The organism is Mesorhizobium sp. M1142, from assembly GCF_040318565.1.
In the GTDB taxonomy this organism is placed as follows: domain Bacteria; phylum Pseudomonadota; class Alphaproteobacteria; order Rhizobiales; family Rhizobiaceae; genus Mesorhizobium.
On sequence record NZ_JAMYMK010000005.1, the window covers coordinates 227247 to 247809 of the forward strand.

Genomic DNA, 20563 nt, shown 5'->3' on the forward strand with positions numbered 1-20563 from the left:
CGTCAGCGGCGGCTTCGAATTAACGTCTTTTTCGCCCGTTGGTGATCTGCTGTTCGGGGGGAGTGCCAAAACGCCATGGGCAGCGCTAATTTCATCCTGCTGATCAACCTGTTCGTTGCCGGGCTGCTGGCGGCGGCCTTCATGACGATCGCGGTCTATGACGCCGGCCGGGTGTCGGCGCGCTGGCTGGCGTTCGGCTATGTGCTCGGCATGGCTTATTTCGCGATCGAGTTCAGCATTCCTGCCTTCGACAATGCGCGCCCCGTAGTTGTCGCCGCCTTTGCCGCTTTCCTTGCTGCTACCATCGCCTTCAATGGCGGGCTTGCCCATAAATACCGCGTTTCGCCGCCTTGGCCGCCGATGCTGCTCTTCCTGGTCTTCGCCACCCTCGCGGTCTACTTCGTCCAGGATCTGCCACGCCAATCCTTTGTGCGAATGGCGGCCTACCAGCTTCCCTATGCGGCCATGCAATTCACCGGGCTGGCGATCGTCTTGTCGTCCAGGCAAAGACGCGAGCGGCTCGACTATATGCTGATGGCTGTCCTGGCGGCCAGCACCTTGCAATTCGCCAGCAAACCCTTCATCGCCCATGCGCTTGGGGGCTGGGGCGCCAACCCGCAATCTTATGCGCAGACCAGCTATGCGTTGGTGTCGCAGTCTGTCGGCACCGTGTTCGGCCTGGCGCTTGCGCTGGTGACATTGGCTATCCTGGTCCGCGACGTGCTCGCCGAGGTGACGTCGAAATCGGAAACCGACACGCTTTCGCGGCTGCTCAACCGTGGCGGCTTCGAGCGCCATGCCGAGATCGCACTGCGCGACGCCATGCGGCGCGCCGTTCCAGCGGCACTGGTCATTGCCGATCTCGACCATTTCAAGCGCATCAACGATACTTACGGCCACGCGTCGGGCGATCGGGTCATCGAGGCCTTTGCCGGTTTCCTCCGCGATGCCGCGGCCGACCATCATGTCGCCGGACGCATCGGCGGCGAGGAATTCGCTATTTTCCTGCCGGGGACCAATCTAGCCGCCGCCCGGCTCTTTGCCGAGGGCACGCGCAGCGCCTTCGGTTCCACGCCGATCGACTGCCTGCCCGCAAATCACCGCTGCAGCGCCAGCTTCGGCGTTGCAGAGCTTGGTCCGGGCGAAAGCTTTTCCGACCTGCTGCGGCGCGCCGACAAAGCGCTTTATCAGGCGAAGGGCAGCGGCCGCGATTGCGTGCGTGTCTCGGTGGGGCCGGCTGTTGCCCTGCCGGCGCCGTCAACCAAGGGCGGCGTGGCCGTCAGCGGCAGGGGCTGAGCTCCGGCATCTCGCCGTCGGAGAGACCATACATATAGCTGCGGCCCTTGACGAAAACCGGTGGCCTGTAGCAGTCGCCGCCGCGGACATCGTCCGATTCGTTTTCGTAGATCACGTCGGGCTGGCCGGCGCCGGTGTAGTCGGACAACTCCTTGGCCAGCTTGCCCTCGCCAACGAGGATACGCTTGTAGCCGGCGGCGCTGTCGATGACGAGATTGCCGAAGGAATCGGCATAGACGCGGTCATGATGGCGCGTCCCGGCGAATGCCGGTGCGACGACGCCGACGGCGAGCGCCGCCAATAGGAACCAGGGAAGGCGCGGTCCTGCTGAATTCGAATGCATGGCGTGCTGCTCCATTGCTGAGAGGCAAGCCTCCTCGAATCAGAAATTAACCTTTTATTAACCTTTGTTAAGAGGGCAACCGCAGCCGGGGCGAGGTCTCGGAAAATATGGTTAATACCCGATCGCCCACCGGCCATCATTCGGCCATGCCTTGTTCCCACCATCGCCGGCATCGGGCGCGACTTAAAAAGCATGAAAATCCGGGGGCTCGATGCGCGGGGGAAAGCAGCATGAGATTACACCGCAGGTTTCGGGTGGCGCTGGCCATTCCGCCGCTACTGGCTGCCGCCGCCTGCGCGCCGCAGACCAGCGCGCCCAAGCTTGGCAATACGGCCGCCGCTTCCGTGTCGCTTGCTCCCGCCGCCAGCGAACCGACGGCACCGCAGCCGCGCATTGCTACTTACAACTGCGCCGACGGTAGCGTGATGACCATCGAGAATCTTGGCACGTCGGTGCGCGTGCTCGGCCAGGACGGCACCAGCGCCGAGCTGCCGGCCTCACCGGCCAATCAGACCAGCCGTTACGGCGAGGCGCATGGCGCAATCGTGATCGACGGGCGTGACGCGCTGGTAATGAAGGGCGGTGCCTCACCGCTGGCCTGCAAGCGCTGATCCGCCCCCTTGTGGCAGCCATTTTTTGCAGTGCAGCGACATTGTGCCGGTTCAAGGCGACAGTCCTAATCGATTGAAGCTGAAAGCGCCGCTTTCATCAGACTAAATTACGTTTTCGAAACGGTTTTCCGGCTTTGACGCGGTGCAAAAAGAGCATTAGAAACCGGCTGTCCGAAGTCGCAACCGGAAGCGGCAATGCCGCATTCCCACCTGAGGCTCCAGAGACGCCGAACTGGGGGAGCCATGAGCAAATCACCAGCCACCCGCGAATTTGCCAGACGTGAACGGCCGCTTTCGCCGCACCTGACCGTCTATCGGCCGCCGATCACCATGACGATGTCGATCGTCCACCGCATCACCGGCGGGGCGCTCTATTTCGGCACGCTGCTGGTCGCGCTGTGGCTGATGGCGGCGGCGAGTTCGGAGGCGACCTTCAATGCCGTCAACTGGGCCTTCGGCTCGTGGCTGGGACGGCTGGTGCTGTTCGGCTACAGCTGGGCGCTGATGCACCACATGCTGGGCGGTGTGCGCCATCTGATCTGGGACACTGGGGCAGGGCTGGAAAAGCATACGGCGTCGAGGATCGCCTGGGCGACGCTGGCCGGCTCGGTCACGCTGACGCTGCTGATCTGGATCGCCGGCTACATGGCGCGGGGGAGCCTGACATGAGCGGCAAAAACACCGACATGCGTACGCCGCTGGCCAAGGTCCGCGGCCTCGGTTCCGCCCGCGAGGGCACCGGCCATTTCTGGCGCCAGCGGCTGACGGCGATCTCCAACATCCCGCTGGTCCTGTTCTTCGTGGGTTTCCTGATCGCACTCAACGGTGCCAGCTATATCGAGGTGCGCGCCGCACTTGCCAATCCATTCGTGGCACTGGTGCTGGCGCTGGTCCTGCTGTCGGTGCTCTACCACATGCGGCTCGGCATGCAGGCAATCATCGAAGACTATGTGCATGGCGAAGGCGCCAGGCTGGCGCTGCTCGCCCTCAACACATTCTTTCCCGTAGTCGTCGGCGTCGCTTCGGTCTTCGCCCTGCTTAAACTGGCATTTGGAGGCTGAGTTTTGGCCAAGGACGCGAAGAACGCCAACACGGCTTCCGCCTATAGCTATGTCGACCACAAATTCGACGTCGTGGTCGTCGGCGCCGGCGGCGCCGGCCTGCGGGCCACGCTCGGCATGGCCGAGCAGGGCCTGCGCACCGCCTGCATCACCAAGGTGTTCCCGACGCGCTCGCATACGGTTGCGGCGCAGGGCGGCATTGCCGCCTCGCTCGCCAATATGGGTCCCGACAACTGGCAGTGGCATCTCTTCGACACCGTCAAAGGCTCGGATTGGCTGGGCGACACCGACGCGCAGGAATACATGGTGCGCGAAGCGCCGGCTGCGGTCTACGAGCTCGAGCATTACGGCGTCCCCTTCAGCCGCACCGAGGACGGGAAAATCTACCAGCGGCCGTTCGGCGGCATGATGATGAATTTCGGCGAGGGGCCGCCGGTGCAGCGCACCTGCGCGGCCGCCGACCGCACCGGCCACGCCATGCTGCACACGCTCTACGGCCAGTCGCTGAAGCACAATGCGCAGTTCTTCATCGAGTATTTCGCGCTCGACCTGATCATGGAGCCGGACGGCACCTGCACCGGCGTCGTCGCCTGGAACCTCGACGACGGCACCATCCACCGCTTTTCGGCGAAAATGGTGGTGCTGGCGACCGGCGGCTATGGTCGCGCCTATTTCTCGGCCACCTCCGCGCATACCTGCACCGGCGATGGCGGCGGCATGGCCGCACGCGCAGGGCTGCCGCTGCAGGACATGGAGTTCGTGCAGTTCCACCCGACCGGCATCTACGGCGCCGGCTGCCTGATCACCGAGGGCGCGCGCGGCGAGGGCGGCTATCTCGTCAATTCCGAGGGCGAGCGCTTCATGGAACGCTACGCGCCGTCAGCCAAGGATCTGGCTTCGCGCGACGTGGTCTCGCGCTGTATGACGCTGGAGATCAGGGAGGGCCGCGGCGTCGGCCCGAAGAAGGATCATATCTTCCTGCATCTCGACCATCTCGACCCGGCCGTTCTGCACGAGAGGCTCCCGGGTATTTCGGAATCGGCAAAGATCTTTGCCGGCGTCGACCTGACCAAGGAGCCGATCCCGGTGCTGCCGACGGTCCATTACAATATGGGTGGCGTGCCGACCAATTACTGGGGTGAGGTGCTGAACCCGACGGCGTCGAATCCGGACCAGGTGTCGCCCGGGCTGATGGCGGTCGGCGAAGCCGGCTGCGCCTCGGTGCACGGCGCCAACCGGCTGGGCTCGAACTCGCTGATCGATCTGGTGGTGTTCGGCCGTGCGGCGGCGATCCGGGCCGGCCAGGTGATCGACCGGACATCGGCGATCCCTCCGCCCAACGAGGCCGCCGTCGAAAAGATCATGGACCGCTTCGACCGGCTGCGTCACGCCAACGGCTCGACGCCGACAGCGGTTTTGCGCGAAAAGATGCAGAAGGCGATGCAGGAGGACGCGGCGGTGTTCCGCACCCAGGAATCGCTGGAAAGCGGCTGCAGGCGCATTTCGCAGCTTTGGGGCGAGCTCAAGGAAGTCAAGGTGTTTGACCGCTCGATGATCTGGAACTCCGACCTGGTCGAGACGCTGGAGCTGGAAAATCTGATGGCCAACGCCATCACCACCGTCTACGGCGCCGAGGCGCGCAAGGAAAGCCGCGGCGCGCACGCGCGGGAGGACTTTTCGGCCCGCGACGACGCCAACTGGCGCAAGCACACGCTGGCCCGGCTCAACGAGGCCGGCGAGGTGGCGCTCAGCTACCGGCCGGTGCACACCGAGACGCTGCTCAAGGAGGCAGACGGCGGCATCAATCCGGCCAAGATTGCGCCGAAGGCGAGAGTGTATTGACGATGGCGCTGGCGGTTGCGGGATATTCCGGCATGCCCCTTCCAGCCAAGCTCGGCCTGAAGGACGGGATGATTGCCGCCTTCGTCGCCTTGCCGGCCGAGCTGGACGACCTTGCCGAAGCCGTGGACTTTGCCGAGCTCGACCGGCTGGCTGACTGGTCGGCGATTTCGGGCGTTCATGAGAAATATGATGCCGTACACGCTTTCACCCGGCAGCGTGTCGAGATCGAGGACCGTCTTGGCGACATCGAAGCAGCGATCAAGCGGGACGGCATGGTCTGGGTCTCTTGGCCAAAAAAGGCATCGAAAGTGCCGACCGACGTCACCGAGGACGTTATCCGCACAGAGGCGCTGAAGCTCGACCTCGTCGACGTCAAGGTCGCCGCCGTGAACGAGATCTGGTCCGGGCTGAAGCTCGTCATCCGAAAGGACCTGAGGTAATGGTCGAACTGACGCTTCCGAAAAACTCGAAGATCATGGCCGGAAAAACCTGGCCGAAGCCGGAGGGTGCCACCAATCTGCGCGAATACCGCATCTACCGCTGGTCGCCGGACGATGACGAGAACCCGCGCATGGATACGTATTTCGTCGACATGGACGATTGCGGGCCGATGGTGCTCGACGCGCTGCTCTGGATCAAGAACAAGATCGACCCGACGCTGACCTTGCGCCGCTCCTGCCGCGAAGGCATTTGCGGCTCCTGCGCCATGAACATCGATGGGTCGAACACGCTGGCCTGCACCAAGGGCTGCGACGACATTGCCGGCGCGATCAAGGTCTATCCGCTGCCGCACATGCAAGTGGTCAAGGACCTGGTGCCCGACCTCACCAATTTCTACGCCCAGCATGCCTCGATCGAGCCGTGGTTGAAGACGGTGTCGCCCGAGCCGGCCAAGGAATGGCTGCAGAGCCATGAGGACCGCGAAAAGCTCGACGGGCTCTACGAGTGCATATTGTGCGCCTGCTGCTCGACCTCCTGCCCGAGCTACTGGTGGAACGGCGATCGCTATCTCGGCCCGGCGACGCTTCTGCAGGCCTATCGCTGGCTGATCGATTCCAGGGACGAGGCGACGGGCGAGCGGCTCGACAATCTCGAAGACCCGTTCCGGCTCTATCGCTGCCACACCATCATGAACTGCGCCCAGACCTGCCCCAAGGGGCTCAACCCGGCCAAGGCGATCGCCGAGATCAAGAAGATGATGGTGGAGCGACGGGTATAGGGGGCGGGCGGGTTGCAGCCGAGATCGTCTCGTCCGTAGCGATCCTTCGCGCCCCCCTCCGTCCTGCCGGACATCTCCCCCGCAAGGGGGGAGATTGGCCGTCATCTTGGCTTTCGCTAATCTCCACCATTGCAAGAATGGACGCACAGCGTTGAAGCTGCCGATCTCCCCCCTTGCGGGGGAGATGTCCGGCAGGACGGAGGGGGGTGCTGTCCCTCCAGCCTCAGAAGGATAGCCGATCCAATGACCGACTCCGACCTTCCCATCCTCTCTCCCATCGAAGCCCGCGTGCTCGGTTGCCTGATCGAGAAGAAGGAGCTGACGCCGGACGTCTATCCGCTGACGCTCAATGCGGCACTTGCCGCCGCCAACCAGAAGACGGCGCGCGAGCCGGTGATGTCGGTCGAGCTTGCCGAGGTCAGGCGGGCGCTTGGCCAGCTGGAGCAGAAGGGCCTCGTCAGGCAGGTCTTCGCGTCACGCGTCGAGCGCTATGAGCATGTCGTGGCACAGCGCTTTTCCCTGACCTCGGCGCAGATCGCGCTGCTCGGCCTGTTGTTGCTGCGCGGCCCGCAGACGGCCTATGAATTGCTGGCGCGAAGCGAGCGCCTGGCGCGGTTGCCGTCGATCGAGGAGCTTCGCGGCAATCTCGACCTGCTGATCGGCCGAAGGCCGCCGCTGGTGCAGCAGATCGATCGCGGCCCCGGCCAGCGCGAGGATCGCTATGTCCATCTGCTCAGCGGGCCGCCGCAGCTGTCGACTGCAGCAGTGCCTCTGCAATCGTCCTCGCCGGCCTCGGATCTGGAGACGCGCGTGCAGGTTCTCGAGGAGGAGGTCGCGACACTGCGCGCCCGCCTCGATGCGCTGACCGGCGATGGGCGATAAGGATTTTCGAGACGTTGGCTGACAGCGCCCTCAACGTGACATGTTCGTTGCCGCTTTCGATCGGCTAGCGCTGCCCCTCACCGCCTACCGGCGACCTCTCCCCGTATAGTGACGGGGAGAGGGACGCTCTCATCGACGGTTTCGCCCAATAGTTAGCGTTGCAAGAAGGGTGCCGCGGCTGCGGCCAGCTTCTTTCTCCCCGTCACTATACGGGGAGAAATGCCCGGCAGGTGGGTGAGGGGCAGCGCCGGCCTCAACAATTGGCGTCCAAGACAATTGGGTCCATCTGTCTGAACGATTGCCCCGAACCTCGCCCGTCAGCCGAGTCTGGCGTCGAGCGACACCTTGATGGCGCCGAGCGCCTTCGAGACCGGGCATCCGCCCTTGGCTTTTTCGGCTAGTTCCTGGAATTTGGCGGCATCGATGCCCGGTACCTTGCCAACCAGCGTGATCGCGCTGCCGGTGATGCCGGTGCCGGGGACCAGTGTCACCACGGCCTTGGCGTCGAGCTCGGTAGCCGGAGTGCCGTTCTCGGCAAGAAGATGCGAAAGTTGCATGGCAAAGCAGCCGGCATGGGCGGCGGCGATCAGCTCTTCCGGGTTGGTGCCGGATTTGCCGCTCTCGTCCTCGAAACGCATCTTGGCAGAATAGGGCGTGCCTTTCAGCGTCCCGCTCTGGGTATCGAGCGTGCCTTTGCCTTCCTTGAAACTGCCTTTCCAAACGGCGTTGGCGGTGCGGTCCATCAATTCCTCCTTGATTGTCGTGATTGAACCCGTAGTCGGCGTCCGGTCGACTATAGCGCGCTCCGGAGCGAAGGCCATCCACGCTTTCGTATCGGCGGCAGCGTGACACATCATGTCGAGCGAAAAAAATTCGAAAAAATACGCGTGCAAAAATGTCGACTTCCATCTGTCCCGGCCGTCCTGCGGGCGGCCATGGACTTGGTGGCCGGATGGAGGACCACATGAACAATCTGTTTTCTGCTCACTGGACAAGCACCGGCCACGGGGCCGGTGAACAACAAGCCGACTGGTCGCGCCTGCAGCCTTCCGGCTTCGGCCGACTGCTTGCGGCGATTGCCATCATCGGCATTGCGGTGTCCTTTCTCGACTATGCAGCGGCCAAAGGCCCAGCTGACGTGTCCGTCGCCTCGCCCTACGGTCCAACCCAGGAATGGAGGTAAAGATGAGATACGTTTGCCTGGTCTACGGTGAAGAAAAAGATCTCTACGCAATGACGCCTGCGAGGCTGGCCAAGCTCGACGCCGATTCGCTGGCCTATGACAGGTCGGTGGCGCAAAGCGGCCGCCTGATCATCGCGCAGGCGCTGCAATCGGTGAAGACATCGAAGACCGTGCGCCGGCGCCAGGGCAAGCGGCTGGTCACTGACGGCCCCTTCGCCGAGACCAAGGAGCAGCTGCTCGGTTTCGTCATGATCGAGGCCGGGGATCTCGACGAGGCGCTGGAGATCGCCGGCGGAATCCCGCTGGCCGAAATCGGCACGATCGAGGTGCGGGCGATCTACAACGTACCGGGGTCGTAGGGATGTCCCGATAAGATCCTTGGCAAAGTGATGGCGGCCGATGACTGGCGCAGGCTTTCGTTTTCTTCGATCGATGCAACTTTTGCGTGTTGAAGCGAAGCAATACTTCTTCTATCGTCGCCCGAGACTGGGGATCTTGGGGTATGCATATATTGATTGCTGCAATCGGCCTGCTGGGGGCAGCGGCGTTCTGGTGGTACCGGCTGAAGATCATGAACGACGCGGCGCGTGAGGTTGCCGACGTCGTTGGCCGCGTCCAGGGCAATATTCGCCGCAAGAAGCTGCGCACGCAGGCGGCGCTCTCGCCGCTGACGGCGATCGACGATCCGGTCGTCGCCGCCGCGACGCTGATCACCGCGATTGTTTCCGAGCATGGTCCTGTGCTGCCGCAACGCGAAGCCGCCATTCGATCGGTGATCTCGGAGATCGCCGACAAAAAGCAGACCGATGAAGCCGTGATCTACGCCAAATGGGCGGCATCGCAAATCGACGACGCCACGGTCGTCATCGACAAGCTGGCACCGTTCCTGCGCGAACGGCTCGACGCAGCTGAAAGGAACGATCTGCTGCGAATGGTCAGCCGTGCGGCGGAAGCTGGTGGACAAAACCTGCCGATTCCCGACCAGCGCATGCTCCGGCTGCGCCAGAAGCTAGGCTTTGAGGTCAACTGACCGAACGCCAGTAAAACGCGCGCGCTTGCCGGGCCTAGATCGCCTCGCCCTTCAACAGTTTCGGCGTGTCGCCGGACAGACCCGACGCCTGGCGGATGAAGAACCCCTTCAGCCGCGGCATGCGCTCGACAAGGCCGAGGCCGATGTCGCGCAAAGTGCGCAGCGGGCCGAAATCGTTGGAAAACAGCCGGTTCAGCACATCGGTGGTGATGCCCATCTGCACCGTGTCGAAACGCCGCCATTGCTGGTAGCGCTCAAGCACGTCCAGCGCGCCGATGTCCTGGCCGAGCCGGTCGGCCTCGACCACCACTTCGGCTAGCGCCGCCACGTCCTTGAAGCCGAGATTCAGACCCTGGCCGGCGATCGGGTGGATGCCGTGGGCGGCGTCGCCGGCCAAGGCGATGCGCGGCGCGACGAAGGCGCGCGCAATGATCAGCCCAAGCGGCCAGGCACGCGGCTTGTCGGCGATATGGATTTCGCCGAGTTTCAGGCCAAAGCGCTGCTCGAGCTCATATTCCAGGACCAGGGTGTCGCCACTGACCAGCTTGTCGGCATCGTGCGACCGTTCGACCCAGACGATCGACGAGCGGTTGGTGCCGTCCTTGCCCGGCTTGAGCGGCAGCGTGGCAAACGGGCCTGCGGGAAGGAAATGCTCTTCGGCGCGGCCGTTGTGCGGCCGCTCATGCGCCACCGTGCAGACGATGCCGGACTGGCCATACTCCCATTTCACCGTCTTGATGCCGGCCATGTCGCGCAGCTTCGAGTTGACGCCGTCGGCGGCGACCAGCAGCCGCGCCTTCAGCGTCGCGCCGTCGGCAAGATGCATGGTTATGCCGGCGCCGTTGATGTCGAAGGCGCTGACGGCGACGCCTTCGATGATGCCGATGCCGAGTTGTTCGGCGCGCCGGCGCAAGGCGCCGTTCAAATCCTTGTTGGCGACCATATGCGCAAAGGGTTCGCCGGGCGCGACCTCGCCATCGAAAGTGAGGAACACCGGGCGGACCGGATCGGATGTGCGCGAATCAGTGACGATCATTTCGGTGATCGCCTGCGCCTCCGGCGCGATCTCGTTCCAGACGCCGAGCTGGTCGAGCATGCGGCACGCGGCGGCGGCAATCGCCGAGGCGCGGCCGTCCTTCCGCCAGACCCCGGCGGGTGCTGCATCGACGACGGCAACGGCAAGGCTCGGCCGCGCCTGCTTCAGCGATACGGCGGCGGCCAGGCCGACATAGCCGGCGCCGGCGACAAGAACGTCGAGCGAATTCTTGCTGTCCACCATCGCAATTCCTTTCGCAGCCTGACCGTCGCCGGGCTTTCCGCCCTTGACTGCCCGCTGTTCCTGTCGGAAACCGCCATGGTAATTTTGCGGCGAGGTCAAGATGACGGCAGCCATGGACGAGCTTCTCGGCATTCTCGACCTCGAGCAGCTGGAACACAACCTGTATCGTGGTCGCAGCCCCAAGCTCGACTGGCAGCGCATCTTCGGCGGCCAGACCATCGCCCAGGCGCTGGTCGCCGCGCAGCGAACGGTCGAGCCCGAGCGCCATGTGCACTCGCTGCATGGCTATTTCATGCGGCCGGGCGACACCAAGGTGCCGATCATCTACGAGGTCGACCGCATCCGCGACGGCGGCTCCTTCACCACGCGCCGCGTCGTCGCGATCCAGCACGGCCAGGCGATCTTTTCGCTGGAAGCCTCGTTCCAGCAGGATGAGGTCGGCCTGGAACATCAGGTGCCGATGCCGCAGGACGTGCCGGCGCCCGACACGTTGCTGTCGCAACGTGAGTTGCTGGGCAAGTTCGGCGAAGCGGTGCCCGAGGGCATCAAGCGCTATTGGGAGCGCGACCGGCCGATCGAGATGAAGCCGGTAATGCTGAAGCATTATACCAGCCGGGAAAAGCTCGAGCCGAAGCAGAACATCTGGATCCGCACCACCGGCCCGGTGCCGGCCGACCGCGCCACGCAGGCGGCCGTGCTCGCTTACCTCTCCGACATGACTCTGCTCGACACCTCGACCTTTGCCCATGGCCGCGCCATTTTCGATCGCGATATCCAGGCAGCCAGCCTCGACCATGCCATGTGGTTCCACCGCAGCCACCCGCTCGACGACTGGATGCTGTACACGCAAGACAGCCCGTCGACGCAAGGATCGCGCGGTTTTACCCGCGGCTCGCTGTTTGCCCGCGACGGCACGTTGATCGCATCGGTTGCCCAAGAAGGACTCATCCGGCTGAAGCGACCGCCTGCGGAGTAGGCATTTTTCGAAATTTGCCTATTTTTTAATCATATGCACTGCCGCGACTGTGAACAGGCAGTCGGCAAACCTTCCCGATTTCGTTGTTTAACAACAGCTTAACACCCTGCTTCGGCAATTGGCACGGAGCTTGAATCCTAGCGGGCACTCTCCGGCTCTCATGGGGATCGGCGAAGTCGTGCAAAACGCGGGGACCCGCAACAGCAAAGGGTGAAACCTTATGAAGATCGTGATGGCAATCATAAAGCCGTTCAAGCTCGACGAGGTGCGCGAGGCGCTCACCGCGGTCGGCATCCAGGGCCTGACCGTCACCGAAGTAAAAGGCTACGGACGCCAGAAGGGGCACACGGAAATCTATCGCGGGGCGGAATACGCGGTCAGCTTCCTGCCGAAGATCAAGATCGAAGTCGCGGTCGCCGTCGACATGGTCGACAGGGCGGTCGAAGCCATCACCGCGGCGGCCAAGACCGGCCAGATCGGCGACGGCAAGATCTTCGTTTTCGGCATCGACCAGGCGGTGCGCATTCGCACCGGCGAAACAGACACCGACGCGCTTTGAGCCGCCGATACGTATTCCAATGGAGAGTTCAATGAATATTCCTTCCACCTTGAAGATAACGGGACGCGCGGCCGTTTTGGGCTCGCTCGCTCTCGCTGCACTGGGCACGGTTGCTGCGTTCGCGCAGGAAGCGGCACCGGCAGCACCGGCTGCCCCAGCGCCCGCGCTCGACACCGGCAACACCGCCTGGATGCTGACCTCGACGGCGCTGGTGCTGATGATGACCATACCGGGCCTGGCGCTGTTTTATGGCGGCATGGTGCGCAAGAAGAACGTGCTCGCCACGATCATGCAGAGCTTTGCCATCACCTGCCTGGTGACGGTGCTGTGGTTCATGTTCGGCTATTCGCTGGCCTTCTCGGATGGTGGCGGCATGAATGCCTATCTCGGCGGCTTCTCGAAGTTCTTCCACAACGGCATCACCACCTCGTCGCTGTGGCTGCCGGGCGTGGCGAACATCCCTGAGTTCGTCTTCTCGATGTTCCAGATGACCTTCGCCATCATCACACCGGCGCTGATTGCCGGCGCCTTCGCCGAACGCATGAAGTTCTCGGCGCTGCTCATCTTCATGGGGGCGTGGCTGCTGGTGGTCTATGCCCCGATCGCGCACTGGGTGTGGGGCGGCGGCTTCCTCGGCACAGCCGGCGTTCTCGATTTCGCCGGCGGCACGGTCGTTCACATCAATGCCGGTGTTGCCGGCCTGGTCTGCGCGCTGGTTCTCGGCAAGCGTGAAGGCTACGGCACAACCAACATGGCGCCGCACAACCTGGTCTACTCCGTAATCGGTGCTTCGCTGCTGTGGGTCGGCTGGTTCGGCTTTAACGCCGGTTCGGAACTGGCCGCCGACGGCCTTGCCGGTGCCGCGATGCTGAACACCCAGGTTGCCGCTGCCGCTGCGGCGCTCGCCTGGATGTTCGCCGAATGGATCGTCGCCAAGAAGCCGAGCGTTCTCGGGATCATCTCGGGCGCCGTCGCTGGCCTGGTCGCGGTGACGCCGGCTTCCGGCTTCGTCAACCCGACCGGCGCCTTCATCGTCGGCATCGTCGCGGGCGTGCTGTGCTACGTCTCGGCCGTCAAGCTCAAGCACGCGTTCGGCTATGACGACTCGCTCGATGCATTCGGCGTGCACGGCATCGGCGGTATCATCGGTGCATTGCTGACCGGCGTGCTCGCCGATCCGGCGATCAACAGCCTCGGCTCGGGCGCCTCTGTCGGCAAGCAGCTCTACGGTATCGTCTTCACCATCCTGTGGACGGCGATCGCGAGCTTCGTGATCCTCTACATCGTCAAGGCGCTGGTCGGCCTGCGTCCTTCCACCCAGGAAGAGGTCGAAGGCCTCGACATCAGCCAGCACGGCGAAGTGGTGGCGTAAAGGCATTGGCGGGCATCGGCGTTTTGCCGGTGCCGGGAAGATCCCGTCGTGACGCTCCCGAAAGGACTCACGCCTTGAGGCCCGGAAACCTTCCGGGCCTCTTTTTTGCGCGCGGATGGCCGTGATGGCTCGATCGCGGTCGCTTGATCAAGGTGCTCGATCCGCCGGCGGCGTGAAACATCGGCCGCAGCGGCTCCGAACTGTGGTGGCGGTGGCCCGTTCCGGTGACGCAGAATGCCCATGGTTAATGCGCCCTTAACCTTCCCGCCGCTAGTCTGACAGCCGAATCTGCCGTGTTGCGCGTCCGCGCCCCGGCCGGGCAACGACAGACGAGGAAGAGCATGCGTTCAGGGGCTTCAGCACCGCTTGCGCTGGCCGATACCGGGCACGGCATCCGGGCGTTCGCGAGGCGCCAGGTCGGGCGGCTGGTCGGTGCCGGGCTGTTTGCTCTGGTTGGCTTCGGCGTCGCCGCCCTTGCCACCTGGAACGTCGCCGATCCGAGCTTTTCGCATGCCACTGATAATACCGTCACCAATGCAATGGGTTATGCGGGCGCCGTCTTTTCCGACATCGCCATGCAGTTCTTCGGACTTGCGGCGGTTGCGGCGTTGGTGCCGGCGGTGATCTGGGGGTTTCTGCTGTTTACCGCGCGCGGCGTCGACAGGCTGCCGAAACGGGCGCTCGCCTGGTTCGGGTTTTCGCTGCTTGGCGCGGCAATCGCCGGCTGCGTGGTGCCGCCCAAGACCTGGCCGCTGCCGACCGGCCTCGGCGGCGTATTCGGCGATATGGTGCTCAATATCCCAGGCCTCATCATCGGCGGCTATCCGACCGGCCTCGTCGCCAGCGTGCTCGCCGTGCTCCTGGCAGCCCCGGCGCTGTGGGTATTCTTGTATGGCTCGGCGCTGATTTCGCGCAAGAACGGCTTTGCCGTCCTCGAACAGCCTGCCGTGCCCGATCCGCAGGACGACCTGCTTTTCGACAATGACGAGGACGAGGGCGACGAAGGCATATTGGCACTTGGCGCCATCACCCACTGGTGGCTGTCGCTGCGGGCCTATCTGCGCCGCCGCGCCGCGCGCCGGCGCGAGCGCGACGATTTCGAACCGGAGATGGAACCGCGCCCCAGCGCCTGGCGACGGGCGGCCGAACGGGTCGAATCGGCCGAGTTCGCCGAGGCGCGGATGAGCCCGGGCGGGCGCGCCCGCGTCGAGCCGGAATTCTTCGCCGCCATGGTCAACGACCGCAGTGCCTCGATCGACCCCGACGATGCCGACGTCTTCGATAACGACGACAATGACGACATGGATTTCGCGCCCGAGCCGGCCGGCCAGCGCCGCGCCGCGCCGACGGCAAAGGTGCAGAACTTCCGCTCCGACGCGGCGACGCGCGTCGAGGCGCCGGCGCCGCGGCCGGCACCAGGCGCCCGCGTCCAGCGCGAGGCGCAGGCGTCGCTGATCGGCTCGGAGAAATTCGAGATGCCGTCGCTGCATTTCCTGTCGGAACCGAAGAACGTGGTGCGCGACGCAAGCCTGTCCAAGGACGCGCTGGAGCAGAACGCCCGCCTGCTCGAGGGCGTGCTGGAGGATTTCGGCGTCAAGGGCGAAATCATCCATGTGCGTCCGGGTCCGGTCGTCACGCTCTACGAGCTGGAACCCGCGCCGGGCATCAAATCGTCGCGGGTCATCGGCCTGTCCGACGACATCGCCCGCTCGATGAGCGCCATCGCCTGCCGTGTCGCCGTGGTGCCGGGCCGCAATGCCATCGGCATCGAATTGCCGAACGCCAGGCGCGAGACCGTCTATCTGCGCGAGATCATGGCCAGCCGCGATTTCGAGACCACCAAGGCCAAGCTGGCGCTGGCGCTGGGCAAGACCATCAATGGCGAGGCGGTGATCGTCGACATCGCCAAAATGCCGCACGTGCTGGTCGCCGGCACCACCGGCTCGGGCAAGTCCGTCGCCATCAACACCATGATCCTGTCGCTGCTCTATCGGCTGACGCCGCAGGACTGCCGGCTGATCATGATCGATCCAAAGATGCTGGAACTCTCGGTCTATGACGGCATTCCGCATCTTCTGACGCCGGTGGTCACCGATCCGAAGAAGGCGGTGGTGGCGCTGAAATGGACCGTGCGCGAGATGGAGGACCGCTACCGCAAGATGTCGAAGGTGGGCGTGCGCAACATCGACGGTTTCAACGCGCGCGTGCAGCAGGCCGAGAAAAAGGGCGAAAGGATCTCCCGCACCGTGCAGACCGGCTTCGACCGCCAGACCGGCGAAGCGATCTACGAGACGGAGAACCTCGACCTCGAGCCGATGCCCTACATCGTCGTCATCATCGACGAGATGGCCGATTTGATGATGGTCGCCGGCAAGGACATCGAAGGCGCGGTGCAGCGCCTGGCGCAGATGGCGCGCGCCGCCGGCATCCATGTCATTATGGCAACGCAGCGGCCGTCGGTCGACGTCATCACCGGCACCATCAAGGCGAATTTCCCGACCCGTATCTCGTTCCAGGTGACATCGAAGATCGACAGCCGCACCATCCTGGGCGAGCAGGGCGCCGAACAGCTGCTCGGCATGGGCGACATGCTCTACATGGCCGGCGGCGGCCGCATCCAGCGCGTGCACGGTCCCTTCGTCTCCGACGACGAGGTGGAGAAGATCGTCGCGCATCTGAAGCTGCAGGGCGTGCCGGAATATCTCGACGCTATCACCGAGGACGACGACAAGGATGACGACGAGCCGACGGGCAAAGGCAGTGGCGGCGGCGACGGCGGCAATTTCGAGGATTCCGACGATCCCTACGACCAGGCGGTTGCGGTGGTGCTGCGCGACGGCAAGGCCTCGACCAGCTACATCCAGCGCCGGCTCGGCATCGGCTACAACCGCGCCGCCTCGATCATTGAGAGGATGGAGAAGGAAGGCATTGTCGGCCCGGCCAACCATGCCGGAAAACGCGAAATCCTGGTGCCGACGGAGGACGACAAGTTCTAGAGCGCATCCGCGCCGGCAACTTTGAACCTTTTGGCGCGTTGCAACGATGAGCGCCGTGCGGCCCGCCAAACTTAAGCCCAACTGGGGGGCCAGACCAATATAACGAGCAAGCAATCAGATGATGGTGACCGGCATGAAAAACGCAACTCTCGCCCCAAAAAGGGTTTTTGCCCCAACCCGCCGGCAGGTGCTCGGCCTCGGTCTGGTCCTGGCCGGTGCGGCGGCCGCCAATGTCGTGCCCGGCTTCCAGCTGCTGGCGTCGGCGCAAGCAGCGGTTCCGGCGACGGCGCAGAAGATCGCCGATCATTTCTCCTCGGTCAAATCGATGAGCGGCGAGTTCGTGCAGTTCGGGCCCAAGGGCGAGCAGACCGGCGGCAAGTTCTTTCTGGAACGGCCGGGCAAGATCCGCTTCAATTATGACGGCGCCTCGAACTTCAGGGTGATTTCCGACGGCAAGTCGGTGGTCATCCTCAACAAGAAACTGCGGACCTCCGACCTCTATCCGCTGTCGAAGACGCCGCTGAAGCTGCTGCTCGACGACAAGATCGATCTCTCGGGCGGACGCGTCAGAAGCGTCAAGGAAGAAAACGATCTCACCACCATCCAGCTTGCCGACAAATCAGTGTTCGGCAATTCGAAGATCACCATGATGTTCGATCCGAAATCCTATGAATTGCGGCAGTGGACCATCACCGATGCGCAAGGCAAGGACACAACGGTGATGATCTTCAACACCAAGGAGGGCGTCAGCTTCGCCCCCGACACCTTCGCCATCGATTATACGGCGAACCGCGAGCTGAACACCAAGACGCGGTAACTTTCTACTGCTGCGGGATGGCTTTTGCGCGTTGGTGCGGGCGGCTTGTTTTTGCGGTGCGCGGCTGGCAGTAGTTTCCGCGATTGACTTCCGTCGGAGCCATCCGGCGGATCTTGCGTTGTCCGGAACCCCACATGCCGTTTTCCGTCGCTACCTGGAACATCAACTCCGTTCGGCTGCGCATGCCGATCGTCGAGCGCCTGCTGGTCGAGCAGGCGCCGGACGTGCTCTGCCTGCAGGAAACCAAGGTTCCGGACGAATTGTTTCCGGAGAAGGCGTTCCGCAAGCTCGGCTACGAGCACATCGCCTTCCATGGCCAGAAGGGCTATCACGGCGTTGCGACCATAGCGCGCCGGCCGATCGAGGTGGTCGAAAAGCGCCGCTTCTGCGAGATCGACGACAGCCGGCATCTGTCGGTCACCGTCAAGGCCGGCGGCAAAACGATCCTGCTGCACAATTTCTACGTTCCGGCCGGCGGCGATGAGCCCGACCCGGCCGTCAACCGAAAGTTCAAGCACAAGCTCGATTTCGTTGCCGAGATGAACGCCGTGCGGGCCGAGCATGACGAACACTCCGGCTCGATCCTGGTCGGCGACCTCAACATCGCGCCGCTCGAGCACGATGTCTGGTCGCACAAGCAACTCCTCAACGTCGTCAGCCATACGCCGGTCGAGACGGAAAATTTCGAGGCGATGCGGCTCTCCGGCGACTGGGTCGACCTGATGCGGCTCAATGTGCCTTACGAGGAGAAACTCTACACCTGGTGGAGCTATCGCGCCCAGGATTGGCAGGCCTCAAATCGTGGCCGCCGCCTCGACCATATCTGGTCGTCGCCAAACCTGGTGCCGCATTTTGCCGGCTACGAAATCCTGCGGCCGGCACGCGGCTGGGAACGGCCCTCGGACCACGTGCCGGTGATCGGGCGTTTCAACCTCGATTAGCTTTGTCTCGCCTTAACAACTCAACGAAACCTGAAGCTATCCGCGATGTAGTCGGGACGGGCGTTGAGCGCGGCGAAAACGTCGTCCAGGTCAGGCGCCCCCGCCAATATGCCCGACAGGACCAGCGTCGTCGCGATACCGACGCCGTTGCCGCCGGCGATGTCGTGCTCGACGCTGTCGCCGACGCAGACCACGCTGGCGCGCTCCGGGTGACCCACCAGTGCCAGCGCTGCCTCGAATATCTGCGGATTGGGCTTGCCGATGCGCGCCACGCTGCCGCCGAGGCTCTCATAGAGATCGGCGAGCCGGCCGGCGCCGAAGCGAGGGCCGACGGCAGTCAGCATGATCTTGTCGGGATTGGTGCAGAAGCATGGCACCCGGCGCGCCGCCGCCGGACCAAGAAGCCGGCGATAATGGTCGAGGTCGTAGCGATCGCCCTCGCTGGCGGAAATCAGCACCAGTTCTGCATCGTCGCCGTCCTTGGCCAGGACGAAGGGCAGGCCGTCGACAGCCGAACGGTCATTGTCGCGGCGGATCAGCAGGCATTTTGTCTGCGGGCGCAGGGCTCCGGATGCCGCCATTTGATGGAAGGAGCGCCACGCCACCTCGCCGGAGGAGACAAAGTGATCCCAGCTTCCCGGTTCGAAGCCGAGCTTCAATAGGCGGCGCTCATTGGGTTGCGCCCGCTTGCCGGAATTCGAGATCAGCACGATGGTCTTGCCGGCGCGCTTGAGTGCCGACAAGGCCTCGACAGCGCCTGGATAGGCGCTGGTGCCGTCGTGCAGCACACCAAATTGGTCGAGCAGGAATACCTGATAGCGCTCGGCCAGCGCGGCGATGCCGTCGAGGTGTTGAATTGCCTTGGCCGTCATAAAAGCCTCGCTGCGCTAGCGCCCATCAGCGCCAGCCGCGCCGTGCCGGCGGCGGCCTCCTCCGAAAGAGCCGGCACGAGAGCGACGCCAAGCTTGCGCTGCCGGATTGCCGTCCAGGCCGGATTGGCCGCTCCGCCGCCGACGCTCCTGACCGATGTCAGCCGGGGTGCGCCGAGTTCGGCAAGCCGGCGATAGCCGAGCGCTTCGATCGCCGCAATACCCTCGAGCATCGCTTTCAGATAATCGGCGTCGTCGGCGGGCCGCGGCTCGAGGCGCGGCGGCAGCGCCGGATCGGCTATGGGGAAGCGTTCGCCCGGCGCCGGCAGCGGGTAATAGTCGAGACCGGTCTCGGTCGCCGGGTCGATTTTTTTGCTGAGTTCGACAATGCGGGCGACGGGGAAATGCTGGGCCAGAACCTTGCCGCCGGAGTTCGAGGCGCCGCCCGCCAGATAGGTGTCACCCAGCCGATGGCTGTAGATGCCGAATTGCGGCGCCGAGATCGGCCGGTCGGAGAGAATCTTGATGGTCAGCGATGAGCCGAGCGCAGTGACGCCGTCGCCCGCCGCCGTCGCGCCGGTTGCCAGGAACGACGCACAGCCATCGGTGGTGCCGGCGACCACGACCACATCACGCGGCAGGCCGAACATTTTCGCGGCGCTGGCGGTGAGCGTACCCGTGACATCGCCCGGCCGCACGACGCCAGGCAGCAATTCCATGCGCATTCCGGTGGCCGCGATCCAGTCCGGCCAGCGGCGGGTTTCGACATCGTAGCCGGTTTTCAATGCGTTGTTTTCGTCGCTGCCATCGAAGCGGCCGGAGAACTGTCCGGCGATCCAGTCGGCCTGGTGCAGCACAGCGGCGACGCCGGGCAGGTGCTGGAAAGACAATGCCTTGGCGAGACCGGACGTCGCCCCAAGGGCAGCGCTCGTTGCCGGTGCTGCGCCGGCTATTTCACTCAGAATTGTGTGGTCAGCGACCTTGTCGTTGTACATCAGCGGTTCGGCCAGCGGCCGCCCGGCGCCGTCGACCGGCAGCAGCGTACCCGACGTACCGTCGACGGCGATCGAGCGCACTGCCGCGCGATCGATACATTTGAGCAGTTCCGCCAACGTCGCGCCGACCGCCTCCCACCAGATGGCGGGGTCGCGGCCGTTCGGCCCAAATCGCTCGAGGGCAATAGCGTAATGCGCGGCAATGGAAAAGTCCGGGCGCATGGCGACGGCGCGCGCGCCGGATGTACCGATGTCGATGCCGATGGCAAGCGGGCCAGACGAACGCGGCATG

General features: G+C 64.1%; 22 protein-coding genes. 17 read left to right on the forward strand and 5 right to left on the reverse strand.

The features are described from left to right. Positions 1–75 precede the first annotated feature (75 nt). Positions 76–1296 carry a GGDEF domain-containing protein gene (locus NKH42_RS11310; RefSeq protein WP_352738336.1) on the forward strand — a complete coding sequence of 407 codons (1221 nt, stop codon included), beginning with the start codon at positions 76–78 and terminating at the stop codon, positions 1294–1296. Here the strand turns inward: NKH42_RS11310 and NKH42_RS11315 are convergent. Beyond that, positions 1280–1639, reverse strand: a complete 360-nt coding sequence (locus NKH42_RS11315; RefSeq protein ID WP_352649381.1) for a hypothetical protein — start codon at positions 1637–1639, stop codon at positions 1280–1282. The genes NKH42_RS11310 and NKH42_RS11315 overlap by 17 nt on opposite strands. A 230-nt stretch (positions 1640–1869) precedes the next feature. Here NKH42_RS11315 and NKH42_RS11320 point away from each other — a divergent pair, with 230 nt between their 5' ends. The 7 genes from NKH42_RS11320 (at position 1870) to NKH42_RS11350 (ending at position 7254) form a co-directional block, all read left to right on the forward strand. Further along, a complete protein-coding gene (locus tag NKH42_RS11320; protein WP_352649382.1) occupies positions 1870–2250 on the forward strand; it encodes a hypothetical protein in 381 nt (126 codons plus the stop codon). Positions 2251–2493: 243 nt separating this feature from the next. Further along, positions 2494–2919 (forward strand): succinate dehydrogenase, cytochrome b556 subunit, encoded by a 426-nt coding sequence (gene sdhC, locus NKH42_RS11325; RefSeq protein ID WP_352479640.1) that lies wholly within the window; start codon positions 2494–2496, stop codon positions 2917–2919. Continuing rightward, on the forward strand, positions 2916–3311 hold the full coding sequence (gene sdhD / locus NKH42_RS11330; RefSeq protein WP_352508952.1) for a succinate dehydrogenase, hydrophobic membrane anchor protein: 396 nt from the start codon (positions 2916–2918) through the stop codon (positions 3309–3311). Before sdhC ends, sdhD begins: the two co-directional genes overlap by 4 nt. 3 nt (positions 3312–3314) lie before the next feature. Continuing rightward, positions 3315–5153, forward strand: a complete 1839-nt coding sequence (gene sdhA / locus NKH42_RS11335) for a succinate dehydrogenase flavoprotein subunit (RefSeq protein ID WP_352701260.1) — start codon at positions 3315–3317, stop codon at positions 5151–5153. 2 nt (positions 5154–5155) lie between these two features. After that, positions 5156–5593 (forward strand): DUF3052 family protein, encoded by a 438-nt coding sequence (locus NKH42_RS11340; protein ID WP_352701418.1) that lies wholly within the window; start codon positions 5156–5158, stop codon positions 5591–5593. Continuing rightward, positions 5593–6372: a succinate dehydrogenase iron-sulfur subunit gene (locus tag NKH42_RS11345; RefSeq protein WP_352701261.1), complete on the forward strand. Its 780-nt coding sequence runs from the start codon at positions 5593–5595 to the stop codon at positions 6370–6372. The genes NKH42_RS11340 and NKH42_RS11345 overlap by 1 nt, the downstream gene beginning before the upstream one ends. Before the next feature lie 243 nt (positions 6373–6615). Beyond that, positions 6616–7254, forward strand: a complete 639-nt coding sequence (locus tag NKH42_RS11350; protein ID WP_352751447.1) for a YceH family protein — start codon at positions 6616–6618, stop codon at positions 7252–7254. Between the two features lie 317 nt (positions 7255–7571). Here the strand turns inward: NKH42_RS11350 and NKH42_RS11355 are convergent, their stop codons facing one another. Next, complete coding sequence (locus NKH42_RS11355; RefSeq protein WP_352508948.1) at positions 7572–7997, reverse strand: OsmC family protein; 426 nt, start codon at positions 7995–7997, stop codon at positions 7572–7574. Between the two features lie 221 nt (positions 7998–8218). Between NKH42_RS11355 and NKH42_RS11360 the strand changes: the two genes are divergently transcribed. From NKH42_RS11360 to NKH42_RS11370, 3 genes are all read left to right on the forward strand, one after another. Continuing rightward, complete coding sequence (locus NKH42_RS11360; RefSeq protein WP_352508947.1) at positions 8219–8437, forward strand: hypothetical protein; 219 nt, start codon at positions 8219–8221, stop codon at positions 8435–8437. Positions 8438–8439: 2 nt separating this feature from the next. Further along, positions 8440–8796 carry a YciI family protein gene (locus tag NKH42_RS11365; protein WP_352479974.1) on the forward strand — a complete coding sequence of 119 codons (357 nt, stop codon included), beginning with the start codon at positions 8440–8442 and terminating at the stop codon, positions 8794–8796. Between the two features lie 143 nt (positions 8797–8939). After that, positions 8940–9467: a hypothetical protein gene (locus tag NKH42_RS11370; RefSeq protein ID WP_352691681.1), complete on the forward strand. Its 528-nt coding sequence runs from the start codon at positions 8940–8942 to the stop codon at positions 9465–9467. A gap of 34 nt (positions 9468–9501) precedes the next feature. Here NKH42_RS11370 and NKH42_RS11375 read toward each other — a convergent pair whose 3' ends face one another. Further along, a complete protein-coding gene (locus tag NKH42_RS11375; RefSeq protein WP_352691702.1) occupies positions 9502–10746 on the reverse strand; it encodes a ubiquinone biosynthesis hydroxylase in 1245 nt (414 codons plus the stop codon). A 100-nt stretch (positions 10747–10846) separates the two neighbouring features. On the opposite strand from NKH42_RS11375, the gene tesB reads away from it, so the two are divergent. The 6 genes from tesB (at position 10847) to NKH42_RS11405 (ending at position 18407) form a co-directional block, all read left to right on the forward strand. Then, on the forward strand, positions 10847–11722 hold the full coding sequence (tesB, locus tag NKH42_RS11380) for an acyl-CoA thioesterase II (protein ID WP_352691683.1): 876 nt from the start codon (positions 10847–10849) through the stop codon (positions 11720–11722). 220 nt (positions 11723–11942) lie between these two features. Next, positions 11943–12281 (forward strand): P-II family nitrogen regulator, encoded by a 339-nt coding sequence (locus NKH42_RS11385; RefSeq protein ID WP_254817816.1) that lies wholly within the window; start codon positions 11943–11945, stop codon positions 12279–12281. Positions 12282–12330: 49 nt separating this feature from the next. Continuing rightward, a complete protein-coding gene (locus NKH42_RS11390) occupies positions 12331–13653 on the forward strand; it encodes an ammonium transporter (protein ID WP_254818068.1) in 1323 nt (440 codons plus the stop codon). A 341-nt stretch (positions 13654–13994) separates the two neighbouring features. After that, positions 13995–16649, forward strand: a complete 2655-nt coding sequence (locus NKH42_RS11395; RefSeq protein ID WP_352691685.1) for an FtsK/SpoIIIE family DNA translocase — start codon at positions 13995–13997, stop codon at positions 16647–16649. 133 nt (positions 16650–16782) lie between these two features. Then, positions 16783–17466, forward strand: a complete 684-nt coding sequence (locus NKH42_RS11400) for an outer membrane lipoprotein carrier protein LolA (RefSeq protein ID WP_352691687.1) — start codon at positions 16783–16785, stop codon at positions 17464–17466. A 134-nt stretch (positions 17467–17600) separates the two neighbouring features. Next, on the forward strand, positions 17601–18407 hold the full coding sequence (locus NKH42_RS11405; protein WP_352779327.1) for an exodeoxyribonuclease III: 807 nt from the start codon (positions 17601–17603) through the stop codon (positions 18405–18407). A 20-nt stretch (positions 18408–18427) separates the two neighbouring features. On the opposite strand, the gene NKH42_RS11410 is transcribed toward NKH42_RS11405, so the two are convergent. Continuing rightward, positions 18428–19279 (reverse strand): TIGR01459 family HAD-type hydrolase, encoded by an 852-nt coding sequence (locus NKH42_RS11410; protein WP_352691691.1) that lies wholly within the window; start codon positions 19277–19279, stop codon positions 18428–18430. Further along, positions 19276–20562, reverse strand: a complete 1287-nt coding sequence (locus NKH42_RS11415) for an FGGY-family carbohydrate kinase (protein WP_352691693.1) — start codon at positions 20560–20562, stop codon at positions 19276–19278. The genes NKH42_RS11410 and NKH42_RS11415 overlap by 4 nt, the downstream gene beginning before the upstream one ends. Between the last annotated feature and the right edge of the window lies 1 nt (position 20563).

Bases quoted from the DNA above. Each gene is read 5' to 3' on its own strand.
- sdhC (WP_352479640.1), top strand. From the start codon at position 2,494: ATGAGCAAATCACCAGCCACCCGCGAATTTGCCAGACGTGAACGGCCG.
- NKH42_RS11375 (WP_352691702.1), bottom strand. From the start codon at position 10,746: ATGGTGGACAGCAAGAATTCGCTCGACGTTCTTGTCGCCGGCGCCGGC.
- NKH42_RS11405 (WP_352779327.1), top strand. From the start codon at position 17,601: ATGCCGTTTTCCGTCGCTACCTGGAACATCAACTCCGTTCGGCTGCGC.
- NKH42_RS11365 (WP_352479974.1), top strand. From the start codon at position 8,440: ATGAGATACGTTTGCCTGGTCTACGGTGAAGAAAAAGATCTCTACGCA.
- NKH42_RS11310 (WP_352738336.1), top strand. From the start codon at position 76: ATGGGCAGCGCTAATTTCATCCTGCTGATCAACCTGTTCGTTGCCGGG.
- NKH42_RS11355 (WP_352508948.1), bottom strand. From the start codon at position 7,997: ATGGACCGCACCGCCAACGCCGTTTGGAAAGGCAGTTTCAAGGAAGGC.
- NKH42_RS11385 (WP_254817816.1), top strand. From the start codon at position 11,943: ATGAAGATCGTGATGGCAATCATAAAGCCGTTCAAGCTCGACGAGGTG.
- NKH42_RS11345 (WP_352701261.1), top strand. From the start codon at position 5,593: ATGGTCGAACTGACGCTTCCGAAAAACTCGAAGATCATGGCCGGAAAA.
- NKH42_RS11400 (WP_352691687.1), top strand. From the start codon at position 16,783: ATGAAAAACGCAACTCTCGCCCCAAAAAGGGTTTTTGCCCCAACCCGC.
- tesB (WP_352691683.1), top strand. From the start codon at position 10,847: ATGACGGCAGCCATGGACGAGCTTCTCGGCATTCTCGACCTCGAGCAG.
- NKH42_RS11360 (WP_352508947.1), top strand. From the start codon at position 8,219: ATGAACAATCTGTTTTCTGCTCACTGGACAAGCACCGGCCACGGGGCC.
- NKH42_RS11410 (WP_352691691.1), bottom strand. From the start codon at position 19,279: ATGACGGCCAAGGCAATTCAACACCTCGACGGCATCGCCGCGCTGGCC.
- NKH42_RS11350 (WP_352751447.1), top strand. From the start codon at position 6,616: ATGACCGACTCCGACCTTCCCATCCTCTCTCCCATCGAAGCCCGCGTG.
- NKH42_RS11395 (WP_352691685.1), top strand. From the start codon at position 13,995: ATGCGTTCAGGGGCTTCAGCACCGCTTGCGCTGGCCGATACCGGGCAC.
- NKH42_RS11415 (WP_352691693.1), bottom strand. From the start codon at position 20,562: ATGCCGCGTTCGTCTGGCCCGCTTGCCATCGGCATCGACATCGGTACA.
- NKH42_RS11315 (WP_352649381.1), bottom strand. From the start codon at position 1,639: ATGCATTCGAATTCAGCAGGACCGCGCCTTCCCTGGTTCCTATTGGCG.
- sdhD (WP_352508952.1), top strand. From the start codon at position 2,916: ATGAGCGGCAAAAACACCGACATGCGTACGCCGCTGGCCAAGGTCCGC.
- NKH42_RS11320 (WP_352649382.1), top strand. From the start codon at position 1,870: ATGAGATTACACCGCAGGTTTCGGGTGGCGCTGGCCATTCCGCCGCTA.
- NKH42_RS11340 (WP_352701418.1), top strand. From the start codon at position 5,156: ATGGCGCTGGCGGTTGCGGGATATTCCGGCATGCCCCTTCCAGCCAAG.
- NKH42_RS11370 (WP_352691681.1), top strand. From the start codon at position 8,940: ATGCATATATTGATTGCTGCAATCGGCCTGCTGGGGGCAGCGGCGTTC.